This window comes from Candidatus Poribacteria bacterium (assembly GCA_026702755.1).
Taxonomy (GTDB): domain Bacteria; phylum Poribacteria; class WGA-4E; order WGA-4E; family WGA-3G; genus WGA-3G.
Genome location: JAPPBX010000014.1, coordinates 1 through 18,507, shown reverse-complemented (window position 1 = coordinate 18,507; position 18,507 = coordinate 1). Strand labels below are relative to the sequence as shown.

Here is an 18,507-nt window from a genome sequence, read left to right as displayed (position 1 = left end):
CCCTATAGTGAAATACTAAAGTTTGGACAATCTTTAGATAATAAACATGCCGCCCCTACGGGGCTTAGCCGCGCGGCGGACAACGTTTCTATAGACATTTCGCCCCTACGGGGCTGCGCATAACTGTATCTACGTTTATTTTTCTCTAAGTTGCGTTTGTGGCTATAACGCGAAGAAAACATACAAAATGCGGTGGAAACAGCACCTGATCCGGATAGAAACTGTCCAAACTTCAGTAGTGAAATAAAAATCTGTAGGTTGGGTTGAGCCAAGCGAAACCCAACAAAAATCCGCGTCATCTGTGTCATCCGCGAAAATCCACGGTTCAGACAACAATCCTGACAATCCTATAATCCTAATAATCCTGGTTCAGACGACCATTAAACCAAACCCCGCTGCCAATTCTCATAAGCAGCGGGGTTTGATTCAAACATCCAATGTTCGTGACTAACTATCCAAATGGAAGATCGCCATCTTCAATTCGGTCATCTCTTCGATGGCGTATTTCGGACCTTCCTTGCCCATACCGCTCTCTTTGACACCACCATACGGCATCAAGTCCGCACGCCACTGCGTGCCCCAGTTCACCATCAGATTGCCAGATTCGACTTCTCGGACGAACTTCATCGCCCAATCGACGTTCTGTGTGAAGATTGCGGCACTCAACCCGTAGTTTGTATCGTTGGCGAGGGCGATCGCCTCATCGATGTCGTTGACTCGCGTTACACCGACAGCCGGTCCGAAGACCTCGTCACAAGAGATTTTCATCTCTGGCTTGACGTTGGCAAGGATGGCAGGCGTAACGAACTGGTCCTGCTTATCTCCACCGGTGAGGAGTTCTGCGCCATCAGAGACGGCTTCCTGAATCCATTCAGTGACACGAGCTGCATCATCTTCCCGAATCATCGGTCCCATTCGTGTCCCTTCTACGAGCGGGTCGCCGGTACTGATTTGGGCGACTTCGGCTTGGAACGCATCCAAGAAATCGCCATAGATTTTCTCATGTGCGATGACGCGCTGTGTTGAGATACAGACCTGTCCGGCATTGGAATAACCGGACGCTGCCGCTGCACGTGCGACCTTTTCAGGGTCGGCATCAGGCATCACGATGAGCGGTGAATTCGATCCGAGTTCCATCGTGACACGCTTCAATCCTGCGACCTTACAGATGTGTTCGCCGACATCACGGCTGCCAGTAAAGGTAATCTTCCGGACGCGCCGATCCGCACAGAGCGTATCACCGATTTCGCCGCCGGGTCCCGTCACACACTGAATCGCTTCGGGCGGTGTGCCAGCTTCTAAAAAGAGTTCAACGAGTTTCAACGCGGAGAGCGGTGTGTCCGTCGCGGGTTTGATGATAATTGCGTTTCCACCTGCGATTGCGGGACCCGCTTTGTGGCAGACGAGGTGTAACGGAAAGTTGAACGGGCTAATACCGGCAACAATGCCACACGGAACACGAACGGTAAAGCCAAGTTTACCTTTGACACCGGGCGCGCCTTCAAGCGGAATCGTTTCACCGGTTACTCGTTTTGCTTCCTCTGCGGAGAGCGCGATAATTTCTGAAGCGCGGGTGGCCTCAATGGTTGCCTCGGCGAGGATTTTCCCCTCTTCGCGGGTGATAACCTCGGCGAGTTCGTCAGCCTTCTCCACCATCAAGTCCGCGACCTTCCGGAGGATTTCGTAGCGTTCATAGCCGGTCAACCCTGCCATGATCTTTGCGCCGCGCTCCGCGGTCTGAATAGCGGTCTCGACATCGGCTGCATCCCCTCTCGGAACAGTGTCAACAACTGAACCGTCAAACGGACTCAGTACGTCAATTTTATTGGATTTATCAATCCATTCTCCACCTACGTGCATTTGCATAATGCATTTTTCTCCATTTCTCGTTTTTAGGCATACAATGTGTGGGCAGGCATAAGACCTAGGGGAAACCCCCAAGCAAAAACCCCCTATAAATGATGCGTGCCTATTATTTTGTTGTTTTCAGCAGTCCCCAAGTTGTTGTTGCTTTTCCAGCTGCATTAACAGCAGCATATCCAGCCAATCCGTTATCCATAACATCATTGAGTTGATCTTTAGAAAGTGCCTCCGTGAAGAAGCCGACCTCGTCAAAGAGTCCCGTCGCAGCAACGTTGCCCGGGCGTGCACCTATCCAGATAGGGGATTTACTTGTATCCAGCGTCCCACCGCTCGGTTTTTCGCCATCTACTTTTCCATCAACGTACATCTGAACATTTTTACCATCATAGATTTTGGCGATGTGGTGCCATTTACCATCAGCAATGATGGTTTTACCGTCAATCCGCCCGACGTTTCCCTTGACGTGCCACATAAAGACCGGATAATCGTCAGTGTGAATCCATATATCAAGATGGCGGACATTTTCGGGTTCGGGCCAGACATCTCCATTTCGCCAGACAACATATTGCCACGAGGCATTTTCCAGCTTCACCCATGCGACAAACGAGTAAGGATCAGAATTGAAAACGTCGTCGTGATCGACGCGGACGTAACTATCCCCCTTGCCGGGGAATTTCAATGCACCGCCGAACTTGCCGTCTTTTACCCATTCAAGGGAGCCTTTGATTTCACCGTCGTGTCCACTGACGACATCTTTGACAACCTTCCCGCCATTTTCTTCAAAGAGCCAAGCACTTGCCAATCCGAGTTTTGCAGCGTGTGCGGAAACACCGAATCCAATCGTAAGAATCAGTCCTGTAAAAACCAGCACTCGGCAGATGGTAAATACCTTCATCGTATCCCTCCTTTAGACGCGACAATTGTCAAGCGCGTTTTCATCTAAGTCAACCCCTAATCCTGGTTTATCTGGAATAGTTGCGTATCCGTCAACAAGCGGAATCGTGGAAGGCGCGACAAGATCGAAAGCACGCAAGGCATTGAGTGTAATTGAAGGCATCGTAGCGTTCGGCATTACTGCAGCAAGGTGCATAACGTAACAGGTTGTAATACCGAGTCCAACAATCTGTATCCAGACTGGGAGATGCGCGGCATCCGAAATAATCGCCTCCCGCTTGGCATTCGCAGCGCGTGAGTCTGGATAAGCGATAATAAAAGAATCGTTCATTTTTGCGCGAATTGCCTCAATCGGATCTGGGTTACCGAAGTGAATTGTTATCGGGACATCAGTGTGCTGTTTGATTTCTTGGTATCCAGCGATATCCGCTTGTGGGATCGGTGTTTCAAACGATTCTATATTGTAATCTTGGAGTTGACGTGCGACTTCAAGGGTACGTTCCGGGGTTTCAAACGAATCATTTGCATCAACACGGAGCTGATAATCATCTGGTACAACCGCCGTAATCGCTTCCACCTGTTCAAGGACTTCAAACCACGGGCGTGCTTTGATTTTGTGGAGCCGATAACCGAGGGCATAAGCGTGTTGTGCTTCTGCCGCCCACTCCTCCGGGGTCATATCAATAGACCAGTAGCCGAACGACGTTTTATCGTGAACCTTCTCACCTAAAAGTTGATGCACCGGCACACCGAGTGCCTTACCCATAATGTCGTAAAAAGCCTGTTGAAGCGGTGTCGGTGCCCAACCGTTCATAAACTCAAAGGGGTTTCTACCGATGTACCTTTCAACGACATCATCCGCTTGAAACGCACCATCACCAATTCCAACGAGTCCGACATCAGTGTGAACCTTGTAAACGTAGTCGATTTGGTAAAGATTGCGGCGCGTCATGAGTTCATAAATGCCTTCATGATACGGCACTCTCACTTTTATAACGTCAATCTGGGTAATTTTCATTTAGTGCCTCCGCGGAATAGTTTTCAGTTATCGGTTATCAGTCTTCTGAATTATTCATCACGCCGAATCCAACTGACGACATCTTCTGCTTCACCCGTTCCGCCTTCAACGCCATCACTACCGAAAGAGATGAGATCGTACCCGTATCGGTCATGGGTCCCGGGGCGGACATAGATGTAAGGGTTCCCCCATGGATCCTCAGTAATCGGAATTTGAATGTAGGGTAAAAGCCAAGCTATAGGGCTTGGCGGTGCTTCAGGTTTCTCCCAGAGTGCTTTCAAGCCTTGTTCAGTTGATGGATAATCGCCATTATCCTTGGCGTATCTATCGAGAGCAATACCAAGCGTTTCAATATCCTCAGCGGCTTGCGCTTGTAAAGCGCGACCTGCTTGTCCAAGCAATCGAGGTGCCAAAAGTACTGCCCCAATAATTCCGAGGACAATAACGACAACTAAGACCTGTATTGATGTTAATCCTGCCTGTTTAGAATGAATTGATTTCACACATTTCCTCCGCAATCCGCGCATACACGCCTAACCTAACATAGCAAAGACAAAAAGGTTATCCGTCATCCGTTGAAATATTTCGTAATGAAGTCAAAACGGACGCTTCCCAATTACTTACGGTGAATGCGTAAGTCCTTGAAATATTAAAGACAACTGATAAGCATTGTATCATATCTTCTGAATTGTGTCAATTTTAAAAACTTGACACGTCCTATAACACATCCTATAATAAGCTACTATAACGTGATTTTGGTCAAAAACAGCCCCATTCGATAATGCGAAAAATTCAGAGAATGCTGTCAGGAACAAGTTGACTATGGTCTGGGCGGAAATAAAAACTGGAAACGAATACCAACTCCATCAGATCAGAGGAAACGAAGCAGTTACGCGAGTATCAAGCGCGGGAACAGCCGCGCTCTACGGAGTTGTAACGTATAAAACACTCGCAAATGGAACAAGGTAAAATTTAAATCTGTCAAACAGTGGAGGTATCTGTAGATGGCGAAAACAGTTTGTATTGTTGGAACAATGGATACGAAAGGCGTGGAATTCTCCTTCATCAAAGCGCAGATAGAATCAGCAGGAGTCTCAACGTGTGTTATCAATACAGGTATATTGGGGGAACCACAATTAACGCCGGATGTCTCTGCAGATGAAGTCGCACAGGCAGGAGGTTCATCCCTACAGGCTTTGAGAGATGAAGGTGACCGGGGCAACAGCGTCGCTGTGATGGCAGAGGGTGCCGCAGCGCTCATTGCTGAGAAACATGCTGCAGGTGAAATTGATGGGATAATCTCGCTCGGTGGCTCCGCAGGCACTACCATCGGTACAACAGCGATGCAGGCGGTTCCAGTGGGCGTTCCGAAAATTATGGTGTCAACCTTGGCATCAGGCGATACAAGTCCTTATGTGCAGTCGAAAGACATAAGTATGATGTATTCTGTCGTGGACATCGCCGGCATCAACCGCCTATCACGACAAATTCTCGCCAACGCAGCAGGTGCTATTGTCGGGATGGTGAACGCGGAAGTACCAGCAGCGACAGATGATAAACCCTTAATCGCGGCGACGATGTTCGGCGTGACAACTCCGTGCGTCACAAAGGCGCGGGAAATCCTTGAAGCTGCTGGCTATGAAGTACTCGTGTTTCACGCAACCGGCACAGGCGGACAAGCGATGGAGGATCTGGTTAAAGGTGGATTCCTCGCTGGGGTGTTAGACGTAACGACGACGGAACTTGCCGATGAATTAGTTGGCGGAATTCTGAGTGCGGGTCCTGACCGATTAGAAGCCGCTGGAGAATCTGGATTGCCGCAAGTAGTCTCGCCCGGCGCACTGGATATGGTGAATTTCGGTCCCCCGGACACAGTGCCAGAACAGTTCAGCGATAGGTTGTTTTATCAGCACAATCCGACAGTGACCTTGATGCGGACAACTGCTGAAGAAACCGCTGAACTCGGACGCATCATGGCGCGCAAACTCAGCGAAGCACAGGGGCCTACTACGGTCATCATTCCGACACAAGGCGTATCGGCGATCGACAAAACCGGACAGCCTTTTGACTCCCCTGAAGCCAGAACCGCATGGATTGAGAATTTGAAGGCACATATTGGGGATAATGTCACAGTTATTGAGATGGAGGCTCACATTAACGACGACGAGTTCGCAACAAAACTTGCAGAAACATTATTGGAAAGTGTACAGTAAAGAGGAGACAAATGGCGAAAATCTACAAAACATTGACTGAATCAGATGTTAACCATTTTGTTGAAAAAGGGCACATTATCCTGAAAGACTGCTTTCCACGAGAATTGGCAGAAGAGTGGCGATCATTCGCCTTTAAACGACTCGGTTATGCTCCAGATGATCCAACGACTTGGGAAGAGCCACGTATCCACCTACCTTCAATGAATCGCGTGCCAATTCAGGAAATCGCGCCGAGGGCATGGAATGCCATCTGCGACCTTCTCGGTGGCGAAGACAGAGTTATCAATCTGCGGGATAACACAAAACCTTCATGGGGTGACGGATTTATTATCAACTTCTCATTAGGTGCAGACACGTCTTGGCAACCACCCTCTCCAGAAGTCAGTGGTTGGCATAAGGATGGCGATTTTTTCCGTCACTTCCTTGACAGTCCAGAGCAAGGATTGCTCACTATCGTTGTTTGGTCGGATATCTATCCGCAGAGCGGCGGCACGTTCGTGGCGTGCGATTCGGTTCAGCATGTCGCACAACGGTTGTATGAGCACCCAGAAGGATTGCCACCCGGAGGGTTTGGACAACTCATTGGGAAATGCAAGGATTTTGTAGAAATCACAGGGAACGCAGGCGATGTTGTGCTGCTGCATCCGTTTATCTTGCATGCCGCTTCACAGAATCCTTCCGGTCGCGCTCGCTTTATCACAAATCCACCTGTCGGTCTCGCGGAGCCGATGAATTTCAACCGTGAGAATCCGGACGATTTCTCACCGGTGGAATTAGGTGTGCTGCACGGATTGGGGAAAGACCGCCTGGATTTCAAGCCAACAGCACCACGTGAACGTTTAGTGCCAGAGCGCGTCAAGCGTCAGAAGAAGATGCTGGAGGAGCAGAAAAAACGACTTGAAATAGGGGAGTAGGGCGAGGTTGAAAACCTCGCCAGCAAAGAAGGTGAAGCGGGTGCGGTGGGATTTATTCAAATTGCTGTCGGCTTTGATTGCACGCCTTCCCTTTGCCTCGAATTACATCGGTCTGTTGCCATGTATCAATCGCATGACAGATCACATCACTTTCACCGAGACGTTTTTGCAGCTCGGATTTCGTAAACCAGCCGCAGCCCTTGTCCGCGAGCGCATCAAGATCAAGGTTGTCGTCCGAAAAGCCGTAGATCCGGCAGATACCATCTCCTTCCTCAACATCCTCAATATAGGACATCCAAGAAACCTCTAAATCGAGTTGGGTTTGGGTGAGCTCTTGCAGTGAACCGATCCGTGCACCGACATCCCAACCGACGAGTTTCTCCTCTTCCCAGCCTTCGCCTCCGGGCAACTCCCAAGACGCTTTTTCAGTGTCGCGGCGCAGAAGGAATTTTGATTCCTGACCAGATGGATGCTCAATGAGTAGGCGCGTCGTCGTAATCGGCTTGTCGAAACAGGCTGGTATGAGACGTTTCCCATCGTCGCTTAAAGCATTGAACGCGGCGGGATTGTAAGGATAATATCCGGCTGCGGGTGGCGCGTCTATCGCACAATATTTATTGAAAATACCGCATCGATCTTCAGTTGTTGTTCCCGCGGGTGCCTTGTGCCAGACATGTTCGTTGACAACGAGTAAGTCCCCAGCCTTGAGTTCTGGGTCAATGAAGGGTGGCAGCTGCTTAGCATCTGGACGGGTGAGGTCCAAAATATGTGTGTCCGGATCAATCACCTGCGTCAACTTATGCGATTTGGGCGACACGAGAAAAGGACCGTATGCCTCATCGAAATCGGTTAGTGGAATGATTGCGAACACCCAGTTCATCGACGAACCGACAGGTCGCCACCGTTTGTAGTCGCAATGCGCACCGGCACCCTTATCACCCGGTGTGCGTAGATAGGCGACGTAAGCCGTCAGGTGCGCGGGTTGACCGAGGGCAGACTCCACAGCACTAACAACCGTTGGATGCTCGGCAATAGCGGTGAGTCCGGGTGCAGCGAGACGGTTACCACTCACTGTGTATTTCGCTGGCTGAGGATACGTCAGCGACGATGGATAAGCATCGCGTTGGACCTCTTTTTGGACGACGCGCCGAAGTTCATCCGCTTCTTTAGGAGACAAAACGTTGCGCACAATGAGATAACCTTCCTCATTGTAGTCGGCAATCTGTTGTGCACTGAGCGTTGGGGTTATCGTTGTCATAACAAAAAACTCCTTCTCATTAAAGTCTTCACGGAGAATGTAGTAGCCTGTTTGACAGGCAATAAAACGCCTATAAGCCTCACTTCATCTTCATCACAACAAGTGTCACATCATCTTCTGGTGGTCTTCCCTGTGCCCATGACATGCCCGCATTGAAGAGATGGTCGATAATCATTTGGGGTGATTGACTCGCTACCTCCGCAAAGAGTTCCTTCGTTTTTGGATAGTCCAACATTTCGTTTTCAGGGTTCAACATTTCTGGCAGACCGTCACTCATAAACAGGAGCGTATCGCCCGGTTGGAGCTCAAACGACGCTTCTTCTCGTTCCGCTCCGATAAACCCACCCAACGGCATGCCTTCAAGCAATATTTCCTCAACAAGGTCTTCGTTCGCTCGATAGATGAGTGTAGGTGGCATCCCTGCCCCTGCAAGGTCCAATTTATTGTGGTTGAACGTGATGAGCGTCATCACCATGTACAACCTCTTTAGATTCATGCTCTTAATGCCTTGTGAGATACGGTCAAGCGTTTCTAAGTTGTCAGCATCCGGTGCCGATGTCTTGAAGAGGCTCTTGACGGCGGAAACGACGAGTCCAGCATTCATGCCGTGTCCCGTGGCATCTCCGATTGCAAGTGTAAGTCGGTTGTCCTCCGTAAGATTGTAGTCATAATAATCACCCCCGACCTCTGTTGCCGGTTGCATTTTGAATGCGACCTCAAGGTTAGGAAGTTGGGGTACGTCTTGCGGTAGCATCGACATCTGGAGTTTACGTGCCTCTTCCAACTCCTCCGTTTTGCGGGTGTTCTCAACCTCCAAGAGTTGCCGCTCAAGTGCCTCCGTCTCAAGTTTTCGGTGCGTTCGGGAGAAATTGCGAGCAAGATAAACCGACATAGAAAAAAGCGGGGCGAGGGTTATAGCGAGTGCACTAAATTGCCAGTTTATGTTTCCATCATATCTTGTATATGAGACGAAAAAAGTGAACATGAAGGGAAGGATAATAGGCATGAGCGAACCAAGCCCAAAAATCCACGCGCCATCTTTTTTCTTGAAGATGGCGACGATAATCACACGTGCCATCTCTAAAAACGTGAGAGCGGTTAATAGAGATAGGAATAGAAACCCAGCGAGGGATACCTCGAATTGAATTTGGGTACCAGACACTGTGATTCCCCCCATAGTCGCTCCGAACATTGGCGCAGTATCAACATCAAGGAAAATCAAGCAGATAGGTATAACCCAACCCATAAGAAAGAACCAAAACAGTTTGGGCAACTTCGGATAAAAGAGCGTGTAGAGAAATAGCATTCCTGCCAAAAACATCAGTACATAAACGCACACAAGTAACTGAAGTAGAAACAGCATTTGTGTTACACTTGTTGCTAAAAAGACAAGCTGGAAGCCAAGGAAAACAAAAGCACCAATGCTCCCTATCGAGATTGCAAAATAAAAGTTTTCGCGTGCCCGAGGATAAAAGATAAACAACAACAAGTGCTGCAGCATCATGAAAATCGAAATCGCCGTCCACACCATCTGAAAAGTGGTGACTTCGCGAACAATGGTGACATGTCTTTTAATGTTCGGATTCAGTTCTGTCAATCTGAGTTCAAAGCCACGTATCGGTATCACCTTGGGAGAAGAGAAATTGGAATACCGAACTGCGATGACATGATCGGTTTTGCCGGAGAACGAAATCACTTGCGGGTTGCGCTCCCAATACGGTTTTTCTTCTCCTCTCCGCGTTCCAACTGTGCCAAATTTATAAATCAACTCCCCATCAAGATAGATTTCAGCCGCACCCGCTTGATATGTTACATGAAGTGCCAACGGCAGATTCCAGAGCTGCTCGTCAGGAACGGACAGATGAAGTCTGAACCAACCGATACCCTCCCATCTATTTTCGGAGAGTACCTTTCCGGACAGTAGTGTACTTATGGATTCCCACGCGGTATCATCAAAGGTTGGACTTGCCCATTCCGGATTATCACCCGGATGATACTTCCAAGGGGCAGAGGACAAAACTGCCCCCGAATGGACAGCCTCTAATGTCAGCACACGTATACCGGTGACCGGCACAAAGTTGCTCTCTTGCGCAGCTCCTTGCGATACAAATCCGAACGCCGCTAAAATGAGATAGGAAGTTAGAATCAACCCTTGCCTCATACTAAAAATTCAATTCCTTAAAAATTGGGTGTGCCAAAACGGAGGCGACTTCTGTCCAAGCTTCTCTACTATTCTCAACTGAGAGGTCTGGGATGAACCCGAAATCGAGATAGACTTTGATCGCTGCCATACGTCCGGTCGACGTGCCAAGAAAACAGCGTTCATGGGATTGTCTCAGGCGGGTCATCGCCACAGACATCATGGGTTTGGAAAGTCCACGTCCTTGATAGTCGGGATGAATCACGACCCAGTGGATCTGTCCCCATACTTCTCCATCTATATTTTGCCACCACGCCGTGATTGTGCCGATTTCCTCGCCCGCGTCCGTCGTTAGGTAAAAACTTCTATCCTCCAGCACTGAAAGATAGCGTCCAAACTCACGATCAAAAAGCCCGTCGTCAATTTTCATGTAAGGTTCGCCTGCTTTTAGAATACGTGTCCAGATATGTCCCTCATTCCGGCGATAATTCCGGATAGCATACCCCTCTGGAATCGGGAATTGTGGGATATTTTCCATGTTCTCACGAAGCATTCTAACGCTGTAGTTTTTCATGATTGGGTATGGGATTGCGGAAAATGAAGTTCTGAAAATCTGTTGCTCACGCAAGTTAATATAGCAAACGCTACAGAAAAATGGCAAGGATATTTTGATTGCGTTTTGTGGAAACTATATGATACTATGTATTATCATGGAAAAATCGTCTGACTCTATTCCAATTTACACGATAGGCTACGGAAACCGATCAATAGAGGAGCTCATTGAAGTGCTGCACCAGCACGAAATTGCCTACCTCATTGATGTCCGTTCCGCGCCCTACTCGCGCTACAAACCGGAATTCTCCAAAGCACCGTTAGCGAATCAACTGGAACAGCACGGCATCCGCTACGTGTTCATGGGAGACACACTCGGTGGCAGACCCGACGACGAAACGTGTTACGTCAACGGAAAGGTCGATTACGAAAAGGTCAAAGCCACAGTATTCTATCAGCACGGGATTGAACGCCTCCATACTGCCTTTCTGCAACAACAATCCGTCGTTCTGATGTGTAGCGAGGGAAAGCCTGAAGAATGTCACCGATGCAAACTCATCGGAGCGACTCTTACAACACAGAATATCCCGGTTATTCATATCGACGAAAACAACGAGCAAGTAACACAGGAAAAAGTCATCGAACGTCTGACAGGTGGACAATTGTCGTTGTTTGGTGAAAACACGTTCCACTCTCGGAAAAAATACTCCTAATTCAAATCCACTATGAAGAAAATCAAAATTATTACGATCGGTGTATACGGCTTTGATGAGACCGGCTTTTTCGACGCTTTATGCAAGGCAAAAGTTGATACGTTCTGCGATATTCGCAGCCGACGCGGTGTACGCGGTGCGACCTATGCCTTCGCTAATAGTAAGCGGTTACAGGCACGACTATCGGAACTCGACATCCGATACATCTATAGAAAAGATTTGGGACCGACGAAAATTGTCCGAGAAAAACAAGCAGCGGCAGATAAAGCAACCAAAACGGCTAAACGCAAACGCACCACATTGGGCGAAGCGTTTATCGAAGCCTATCATACCGAATGCCTTGCCGAATTTGAACCCCAAAGCCTGCTGGATGAATTGGAATCGGATGCTAAAGTTGTAGCACTCTTTTGTGTGGAAACCGCGCCGGAGGCATGCCACCGTTCGTTGGTAGCGGATAAACTGGCACAAGCATTCAATCTGGAGGTTGAAGATATTTTACCGTGAGAGTATTAATTGTTGCGAAAACCCGAATGGGCAAGGGCGCGTGTATCGGAGCGATTACTGAAACAGGAAAAAGCGTCCGACTCATTCCGTTTAACGCTGACCCACATGACGGCGGGAACAAAGAATATGAGGTTGGTGAGATTTGGGAGATTTCCGCCGAACCCGAAACTTCGTTGATTCCGCCGCATAACGAAAACATTGTTGTTTATAAAAAATCACGCCTTCACCCTGCAAAAGACACAAAAGATTTAGTAAGTGCTATTGAACTTTTGATGCCGCCGAAAACTGGGGATCCACGAGAGCTTTATGAAGGCTTATTGAAAACGACAAGTAGCGGTTCGCTCTACATCGCTGTGGACGGTGATATTCCCTCTTACAGTACTACGTTTTGGAGGCCGGATCAACCGCTTACTCGCGATACAAAAGAGAAACGAATACGATATCGCTACCCTACCGAAAATGGGAACTGTACGCTCACCTTTGTCGGTTTTCAAGAACCGATTGAGACAATTCCTGCAGGTATGCTTCTGCGTGTATCGCTGGCACATCGGTGGAGACCAAAAGATCAGCCTGATGCTGAAGAACGGCACTACGCGCAGCTCTCTGGCTGGTTTTTTGAAGAAGTAGAACACGGACAATCGGAACGTCCCAGAGAACAGGAACAGCCTTCACCCGCAATTTCAACGCAAACTTCTTTAGATATCCTCACAGACATTTTCGGACATGAAGAGTTTCGTCCATTTCAGGAAACTATCATCAACCACATCCTAAAACGACAGGATGCCCTGATTGTTTTACCGACAGGTGGCGGGAAATCGCTCTGTTATCAATTGCCTGCACTCATGTTTGATGGGGTAACCGTCGTTGTTTCACCCCTAATTTCACTCATGCAGGATCAGGTGATGCAACTCCAAAATCATGGTATCCGCGCAGCGTTCCTCAATCATACCGTTGGTAACACAGAATACGTCGCTACGATGCAGCAGGTCAGACAGGGTGAAATCAAGCTGCTTTACGTTGCCCCTGAAACGCTCGTTCGCCCGGAAATACTTGTTATGCTTGAGGATTCAGATGTTGCCTGTCTTGCGATTGATGAAGCCCATTGTATTTCAGAGTGGGGACACGACTTTCGGCAGGAATATCGACAGTTAGTTTCTATTCGCGAACGCTTCCAAAACGCCGTTTGTATCGCCCTAACGGCTACTGCGACCCCGCGGGTTCAAAATGACATCAAAAAATTACTCAAGTTTGACGAGGGAAACGAGTTCATAGGCAGTTTTGACCGAGAAAATCTATTCATGGCTGTTGAACCGAAAGTTGAATTGCTGGAACAGACGCTCGCGTTTCTTAATAGGCATCGCGGTGAATCTGGCATTATATATTGTCAAACCAAGAAACAGGTTGAATCGCTCTGTCGTAATTTAACCGCCAGACGCATCTCAGTACGTCCTTACCATGCAGACCTTGATAACACAACGCGGAAACAGAATCAAGAAGCTTTTATTAATGGCGAGATCCAAGTGATCGTCGCCACCATTGCGTTCGGTATGGGAATAGATAAAGCGGACGTGCGCTTTGTTCTACACGCTGGGTTGCCAAAGGAACCTGAGTCTTACTACCAGGAGATCGGACGTAGCGGTCGCGATGGACTTCCAGCCGAATGTCTCTTGCTATTTAGTTACGGCGATGTTGACACCATCAATCATTTCATCGAGCAAGGCGCGCAATCCGAAAAACAGGGACGACTGGAAAGATCACAAACACTAATTTCGTGGGCAACGTCAATAGCGTGTCGTCGAAAAGTGTTATTAACTTATTTTGGCGAGCAATACGACCAGGAAAATTGTGGGATGTGTGACAACTGCCGTAAATCGGAAACGGAGCGAGTTGACTTAACAATACCGGCGCAAAAATTTCTTTCCTGTGTCCTTCGGACAGAAGAACTATTTGGGGAAGCATATATTATTGATGTCTTACGGGGGTCAAAGCAGAAAAAAATTCTTGATAACAGACACGACAGACTCTCCACATACAGCATTGGTATGGAATACAGCAGAACGCAGTGGAGATATTTGTCTCATCAATTCCTCCAACACAAATTACTTGAACGAGATGCGCGGCACGGCAGCCTCCGCGTAACTCAGAAAGGTTGGGGAGTACTCAATAGCAAAGATAAATTTTGGGGATTTTCGGTGGAATCGGTAGATATTCTCACATCCGAAGTGTCCTTTGAATATGCTTCGGAACTCTTTGAATTACTTCGGGCTGAACGAGACAAAATCGCTGAGGTGGAGGGTGTACACCCTAATGCGGTTTTTCACGATAAAGCATTGCAAGCGATGGCGACCTATTTTCCGACATCTGAAGAATCGTTCAGAGTGATGCAAGGTGTGGGACCCGCAAAAACCGAAAAATACAGTGATGTCTTTTTGCCTATCATTCGTGCCTATTGTAAAGAATATGGAACGAATCCGGTAGCGCGCCCGACTGAGGCATCGAATACCGATCCACCAACCTCCGCAGAACCGAACGCACAAACTCTGGAACTTTTCGAGCTACTTCGCGATAAACGCAAAACTGTGGCAGATAAAGAAGGGGTTCCGGCGTTTGTCGTCTTCCACGACAAGACGTTACGGGAAATGGCGACCACTTTTCCGCGAACCAGAGAAGCGTTCACACAGATTCATGGTGTTAGTGTTACGAAAATGGAAAAATACGCCGATGACTTTTTGCCGATTATCTGTGCGTACTGCGAAGAACATGGTATTGATTGAAGTCTTTTTACCGCATCTCAGAAGTATTTTGAACCTCTGAAGGCAGCTCTTGCATCACAGGAATAAGATAACTCCGAATCGTCAATCCCTCTATTGTTTCTGTCTCTACTCGTGGTTCCGGCTTTTCCCGATGATCAAAGACAATATAGTACCCCTCTATAGTCCCCTCTGATTTGAGATATGAGGCAAGCTGCTTTTTACCCGCCTGATAACGACTGTCGCCTCTCCAAATTTTCGTTTCTACTATATATTTTTTCTGGTTGTGGATGATAATGATGTCCATCCTACCTCGACCCGTCTGAACTTCAATGTACATAAAACCGCCGATGATCTTAACAAACTGGTCGAGATACGCAAGCAGAAGATGTCTACCAACAGATTCTTGTGGCGTATCAGGAACTTGTAGAATTTTGAACCCTGCACGAGCAATGAAATCCCGAAAGTTGTCAAGTAATGGTGCCATATCAATCTGTCCTATAGGTGTAACATAATTGAGAAATTCCTCATCGGTACCTCCAGGAAGGTACTGATGCTCTAATCCATTCATCGTCGGTTTAAAGGTTCTTATGATGCGATAGAGATAAATTGGATTGAGAATTTCACACATACCATCACGGGCTCTTTTGATGACACCATACATGGCAAGTTCATTGATGATGTCATCGTCCATATTGAAGTCTACGCCTTCATCTCGCGCCATAATCCGCATCAGCACACTTTCAAAGCGCGGGTTTTTGCGGATATTGGTTGTCAGATGCTCAATATTGGTGTTCCGTTCATGTAGCAGCTGTGCGTGTGCCTTTGAAAAGTGCACCATGGTAATCGGTTCCCTTTTCGGGATGTCCAATTCTTCTGTGAGAATCTGTGCGAATCGACTTACAAGGAAGGGTTGTCCAGCAGTCTGCTTATGGATAGATGCTATAACTTCTGGGACAAAAACTTGTCCGACTTCGTCCGTATATTGCCCAAGCAGTTCATGGACCTGTTCGAGGGTAAAGTTGGGTAGATGGAATTCATCTTGAATATTGAACGGAGAAATCGAGCGGTCATAGTTAAGTTGAGCGATACTTTTGACACCAATGATGCCAACGCTATGTGGGCACCGAGGTTTACCGGCAATGTAGATATGGCGGAGCGTATGAAGAAAATCACTCAACGCAACCTGCGGGATACCATCAAACTCATCAATGACGATTACAACCTGCTGCCCAGCATGTTCAGCGTCCAGAAAACGTGCGAACCGTTTAAAAAATCTCATCATTGAAAGATGATTTGTTAAAGTTGTCCCTTCCAAAAATCCGCGTAAAGCCTCAGAGGGGACACATCCTCGCCCTTGGAAAACGGCTTCTATCTCTTCACGCATTTGTTCATAGAGATATTCATAGAAAGTAGACAAGGTAAGGTTTTTACAGACATCAAAATTCAGTTGAATTGGAAAATAGTCTATAGGCTGCTCAACTGACGCTGAACCAGCTATAAGTGCTGCTAAGGCATCTTGAAAGAAGGTAGTTTTTCCTGTTTGACGTGGTGCGAACAAGACAATATATTTACCTTGTTCAACACGGTTGATGAAATCGACAACTTCTTCGGTACGTGAAACAACGTAGTGTTCTTGGGGATTGACGGGACCCTGTGTTCCAAAATGTCTCATTTTTGCGTTCCGCTCCTGTATTAATGAGATATTATATTACACCTGATTGATGAAATCAACGCGAAATTTAGTTTTACGAGGCTCTGCTTTTAGGTCAATAATTGAGGACTTCAATTTGCTATACATCCCCAATTTTCTCCAGTAGAAACGCAACAATATCAGGTATTGCGCTCCGATCTATCCACTCAATACGCGTGTCCTTACGGAACCACGTTAGCTGCCGTTTGGCGAAACGGCGGGTGTTCTGCTTCAACTGCTTGACCGCTTCCAGATATGTACATTCTCCGTCCAGATACGCGATTAATTCTCTGTAACCAAAACTTTGGAGTGCGACTGTCCCACGCGCATATCCGGCTGCTAACAACGATTCCACCTCTGCTATCAGTCCATTCGCAAGCATTATATCTACACGTTGCTCAATACGGTGGTACAGTAGCGCACGCGGCATCGTCAGGCAGAAGGCGATGAACGGATACCGCTGTTTTTCCGGGTGCCACTGCTGTTGGAGTTCGGACATGAGTGTGCCTGTCAATTCATAGACTTCTAAGGCACGGATAACGCGGACGATGTTGTTGGGATGAATTCGCTCAGCAGATGCTGGATCGCAGGCACGGAGTCTGTCGTGGAGGACATCAACACCGTGTTGTACTGCCTCCCGTTCAAGTCGTTCTCGAAGTGCGGGATCCGCCCCCGGTCCCTCAAACAAACCGTCAACAATCGAGCGGAAATAGAGACCCGCACCCCCGACAAGCAGTACCCGCTTGTCTCTGTCTTGGATGTCGGCGATCGCTGCGTCTGCAAGGGATTGATAGTCGGCGACAGAAAAGGATTGTGAGATGTCCACACAGTCTATGAGGCGGTGCCGTGCTGCTTTTTGTTCTTCAGGGGTGGGTTTGGCGGTGCCGATGTCCATCTGTCGATAGATTTGGCGGGAATCGACAGAAACGATCTCGGCATCAAGTTGTTGTGCAAGTTGAATGGCTATCTCTGTTTTACCGACTGCTGTGGGCCCGAGGAGACAGATGAGTTCTGATTTCATTTTCGGCAGTTAGCACAAAAAAATGTAGTTTGCATCTTGAGAATCCCTATTCGGGGTTACCGTTCCATAGTGGTGTCGCGAGGATCCACAATCCAACCGCCACCGAGGACGTATTCACCGTCGTAGAAGACGGTGGCTTGTCCGGGGGTAATGGCGCGACGCGGTTCGTCAAACTTCACGACTGCCTCAGTATCACTGATCGGAGAAATTGTTGCAGGACCGCCATTATCACGGGATCGGATTTTGACGTGCGCACGGATCGGTTCCGTCAACTTCTCAATAGCGATGAGGTTGATGCGCTCAACATGCATCGTGTCCTCAAGGAGTGCATCGGAATCGCCGACAACGACAGTATTTTTCTCTGCGTTGAGCTGCGTTACATAGAGCGGTTTGCCGACTGCAATACCTAACCCGCGCCGCTGTCCAACGGTATAAAACGGCACACCCTCATGCCTACCGAGGACATTGCCTTCCGTATCAACAATATCGCCGCCCTCAATTTTCTCAGGAACCCTGTCTTGGAGGAAGCGTCTATAATTGGTATCAGCAACGAAGCAGAGTTCTTGACTTTCAATCTTTTCAGCCGTGCGCAACTCATATTTTCTGGCAAGGTCACGGACCTCGGCTTTCGTGTATTCACCGAGGGGCATCATGGCACATTTCAACTGTTCCTGTGTGAGTGCGGCGAGGAAATAGGATTGGTCTTTGCTGACATCGCGTGCTTTACGTAAGAGATAGCGTCCGGTTTCTGAATCTTGCTCAACGCGGGCATAGTGTCCCGTGGCGATGGCATCGCACTCCAACGTTTTGGCAAGGTCAAGAAGTCTTCCAAACTTGAGTTCTCGGTTACATACCATACAAGGACTGGGTGTCCTCCCAATGAGGTATTCGTCCACAAAATAGTCGATAATCTGCTCGCGGAAAGCGTCCTCGTAGTTCACGCCGTAGAAAGGGATGCCGAGTTGTGTGGCGAC

The 18,507-nt window shown here is 48.1% G+C and carries 15 protein-coding genes; 5 read left to right on the top strand and 10 right to left on the bottom strand.

The window, feature by feature from the left end:
• Positions 1 to 447: 447 nt before the first annotated feature.
• The 4 genes from OXH39_02520 to gspG form a co-directional block, all read right to left on the bottom strand.
• A complete protein-coding gene (locus tag OXH39_02520) occupies positions 448 to 1,866 on the bottom strand; it encodes an aldehyde dehydrogenase family protein (GenBank protein MCY3549306.1) in 1,419 nt (472 codons plus the stop codon).
• 106 nt (positions 1,867 to 1,972) lie between these two features.
• Complete coding sequence (locus tag OXH39_02515) at positions 1,973 to 2,758, bottom strand: LamG domain-containing protein (GenBank protein ID MCY3549305.1); 786 nt, start codon at positions 2,756 to 2,758, stop codon at positions 1,973 to 1,975.
• A gap of 12 nt (positions 2,759 to 2,770) precedes the next feature.
• Positions 2,771 to 3,775 (bottom strand): hypothetical protein, encoded by a 1,005-nt coding sequence (locus OXH39_02510; protein ID MCY3549304.1) that lies wholly within the window; start codon positions 3,773 to 3,775, stop codon positions 2,771 to 2,773.
• Positions 3,776 to 3,825: 50 nt separating this feature from the next.
• Positions 3,826 to 4,278, bottom strand: coding sequence for a type II secretion system major pseudopilin GspG (gene gspG / locus OXH39_02505; GenBank protein ID MCY3549303.1), 453 nt, complete (start codon positions 4,276 to 4,278; stop codon positions 3,826 to 3,828).
• Between the two features lie 501 nt (positions 4,279 to 4,779).
• On the opposite strand from gspG, the gene OXH39_02500 reads away from it, so the two are divergent.
• A complete protein-coding gene (locus tag OXH39_02500; protein MCY3549302.1) occupies positions 4,780 to 5,988 on the top strand; it encodes a Tm-1-like ATP-binding domain-containing protein in 1,209 nt (402 codons plus the stop codon).
• Positions 5,989 to 5,999: 11 nt separating this feature from the next.
• Positions 6,000 to 6,902, top strand: a complete 903-nt coding sequence (locus tag OXH39_02495) for a phytanoyl-CoA dioxygenase family protein (protein ID MCY3549301.1) — start codon at positions 6,000 to 6,002, stop codon at positions 6,900 to 6,902.
• Between the two features lie 52 nt (positions 6,903 to 6,954).
• Here the strand turns inward: OXH39_02495 and OXH39_02490 are convergent, their stop codons facing one another.
• From OXH39_02490 to OXH39_02480, 3 genes are all read right to left on the bottom strand, one after another.
• Positions 6,955 to 8,160 carry a phytanoyl-CoA dioxygenase family protein gene (locus OXH39_02490; GenBank protein ID MCY3549300.1) on the bottom strand — a complete coding sequence of 402 codons (1,206 nt, stop codon included), beginning with the start codon at positions 8,158 to 8,160 and terminating at the stop codon, positions 6,955 to 6,957.
• Between the two features lie 79 nt (positions 8,161 to 8,239).
• Positions 8,240 to 10,321, bottom strand: coding sequence for a SpoIIE family protein phosphatase (locus tag OXH39_02485; protein MCY3549299.1), 2,082 nt, complete (start codon positions 10,319 to 10,321; stop codon positions 8,240 to 8,242).
• A 1-nt stretch (position 10,322) separates the two neighbouring features.
• Positions 10,323 to 10,874, bottom strand: a complete 552-nt coding sequence (locus OXH39_02480) for a GNAT family N-acetyltransferase (GenBank protein MCY3549298.1) — start codon at positions 10,872 to 10,874, stop codon at positions 10,323 to 10,325.
• Positions 10,875 to 10,992: 118 nt separating this feature from the next.
• Here OXH39_02480 and OXH39_02475 point away from each other — a divergent pair, with 118 nt between their 5' ends.
• The 3 genes from OXH39_02475 to recQ are packed head-to-tail and all read left to right on the top strand — an operon-like array spanning position 10,993 to position 14,843.
• Positions 10,993 to 11,565: a DUF488 domain-containing protein gene (locus OXH39_02475; protein ID MCY3549297.1), complete on the top strand. Its 573-nt coding sequence runs from the start codon at positions 10,993 to 10,995 to the stop codon at positions 11,563 to 11,565.
• 12 nt (positions 11,566 to 11,577) lie between these two features.
• Positions 11,578 to 12,069: a DUF488 domain-containing protein gene (locus OXH39_02470; GenBank protein ID MCY3549296.1), complete on the top strand. Its 492-nt coding sequence runs from the start codon at positions 11,578 to 11,580 to the stop codon at positions 12,067 to 12,069.
• Positions 12,066 to 14,843 (top strand): DNA helicase RecQ, encoded by a 2,778-nt coding sequence (gene recQ, locus OXH39_02465; GenBank protein MCY3549295.1) that lies wholly within the window; start codon positions 12,066 to 12,068, stop codon positions 14,841 to 14,843. Before OXH39_02470 ends, recQ begins: the two co-directional genes overlap by 4 nt.
• A 7-nt stretch (positions 14,844 to 14,850) precedes the next feature.
• Here recQ and OXH39_02460 read toward each other — a convergent pair whose 3' ends face one another.
• From OXH39_02460 to mnmA, 3 genes are all read right to left on the bottom strand, one after another.
• Positions 14,851 to 16,494 carry an AAA-like domain-containing protein gene (locus tag OXH39_02460; protein ID MCY3549294.1) on the bottom strand — a complete coding sequence of 548 codons (1,644 nt, stop codon included), beginning with the start codon at positions 16,492 to 16,494 and terminating at the stop codon, positions 14,851 to 14,853.
• A 118-nt stretch (positions 16,495 to 16,612) separates the two neighbouring features.
• Entirely contained in the window at positions 16,613 to 17,533 is a 921-nt protein-coding gene (gene miaA, locus OXH39_02455) for a tRNA (adenosine(37)-N6)-dimethylallyltransferase MiaA (GenBank protein ID MCY3549293.1), read from the bottom strand.
• A gap of 56 nt (positions 17,534 to 17,589) precedes the next feature.
• Positions 17,590 to 18,507: tRNA 2-thiouridine(34) synthase MnmA (gene mnmA, locus OXH39_02450; protein MCY3549292.1), on the bottom strand; the 918-nt coding region annotated here is incomplete at its 5' end.

Excerpts from the sequence above, each read along its gene's own strand:
- OXH39_02520 (MCY3549306.1), bottom strand. The coding sequence starts at position 1,866 with ATGCAAATGCACGTAGGTGGAGAATGGATTGATAAATCCAATAAAATT.
- OXH39_02515 (MCY3549305.1), bottom strand. The coding sequence starts at position 2,758 with ATGAAGGTATTTACCATCTGCCGAGTGCTGGTTTTTACAGGACTGATT.
- OXH39_02510 (MCY3549304.1), bottom strand. The coding sequence starts at position 3,775 with ATGAAAATTACCCAGATTGACGTTATAAAAGTGAGAGTGCCGTATCAT.
- OXH39_02500 (MCY3549302.1), top strand. The coding sequence starts at position 4,780 with ATGGCGAAAACAGTTTGTATTGTTGGAACAATGGATACGAAAGGCGTG.
- OXH39_02495 (MCY3549301.1), top strand. The coding sequence starts at position 6,000 with ATGGCGAAAATCTACAAAACATTGACTGAATCAGATGTTAACCATTTT.
- OXH39_02490 (MCY3549300.1), bottom strand. The coding sequence starts at position 8,160 with ATGACAACGATAACCCCAACGCTCAGTGCACAACAGATTGCCGACTAC.
- OXH39_02485 (MCY3549299.1), bottom strand. The coding sequence starts at position 10,321 with ATGAGGCAAGGGTTGATTCTAACTTCCTATCTCATTTTAGCGGCGTTC.
- OXH39_02480 (MCY3549298.1), bottom strand. The coding sequence starts at position 10,874 with ATGAAAAACTACAGCGTTAGAATGCTTCGTGAGAACATGGAAAATATC.
- OXH39_02475 (MCY3549297.1), top strand. The coding sequence starts at position 10,993 with ATGATACTATGTATTATCATGGAAAAATCGTCTGACTCTATTCCAATT.
- OXH39_02470 (MCY3549296.1), top strand. The coding sequence starts at position 11,578 with ATGAAGAAAATCAAAATTATTACGATCGGTGTATACGGCTTTGATGAG.
- OXH39_02460 (MCY3549294.1), bottom strand. The coding sequence starts at position 16,494 with ATGAGACATTTTGGAACACAGGGTCCCGTCAATCCCCAAGAACACTAC.
- miaA (MCY3549293.1), bottom strand. The coding sequence starts at position 17,533 with ATGAAATCAGAACTCATCTGTCTCCTCGGGCCCACAGCAGTCGGTAAA.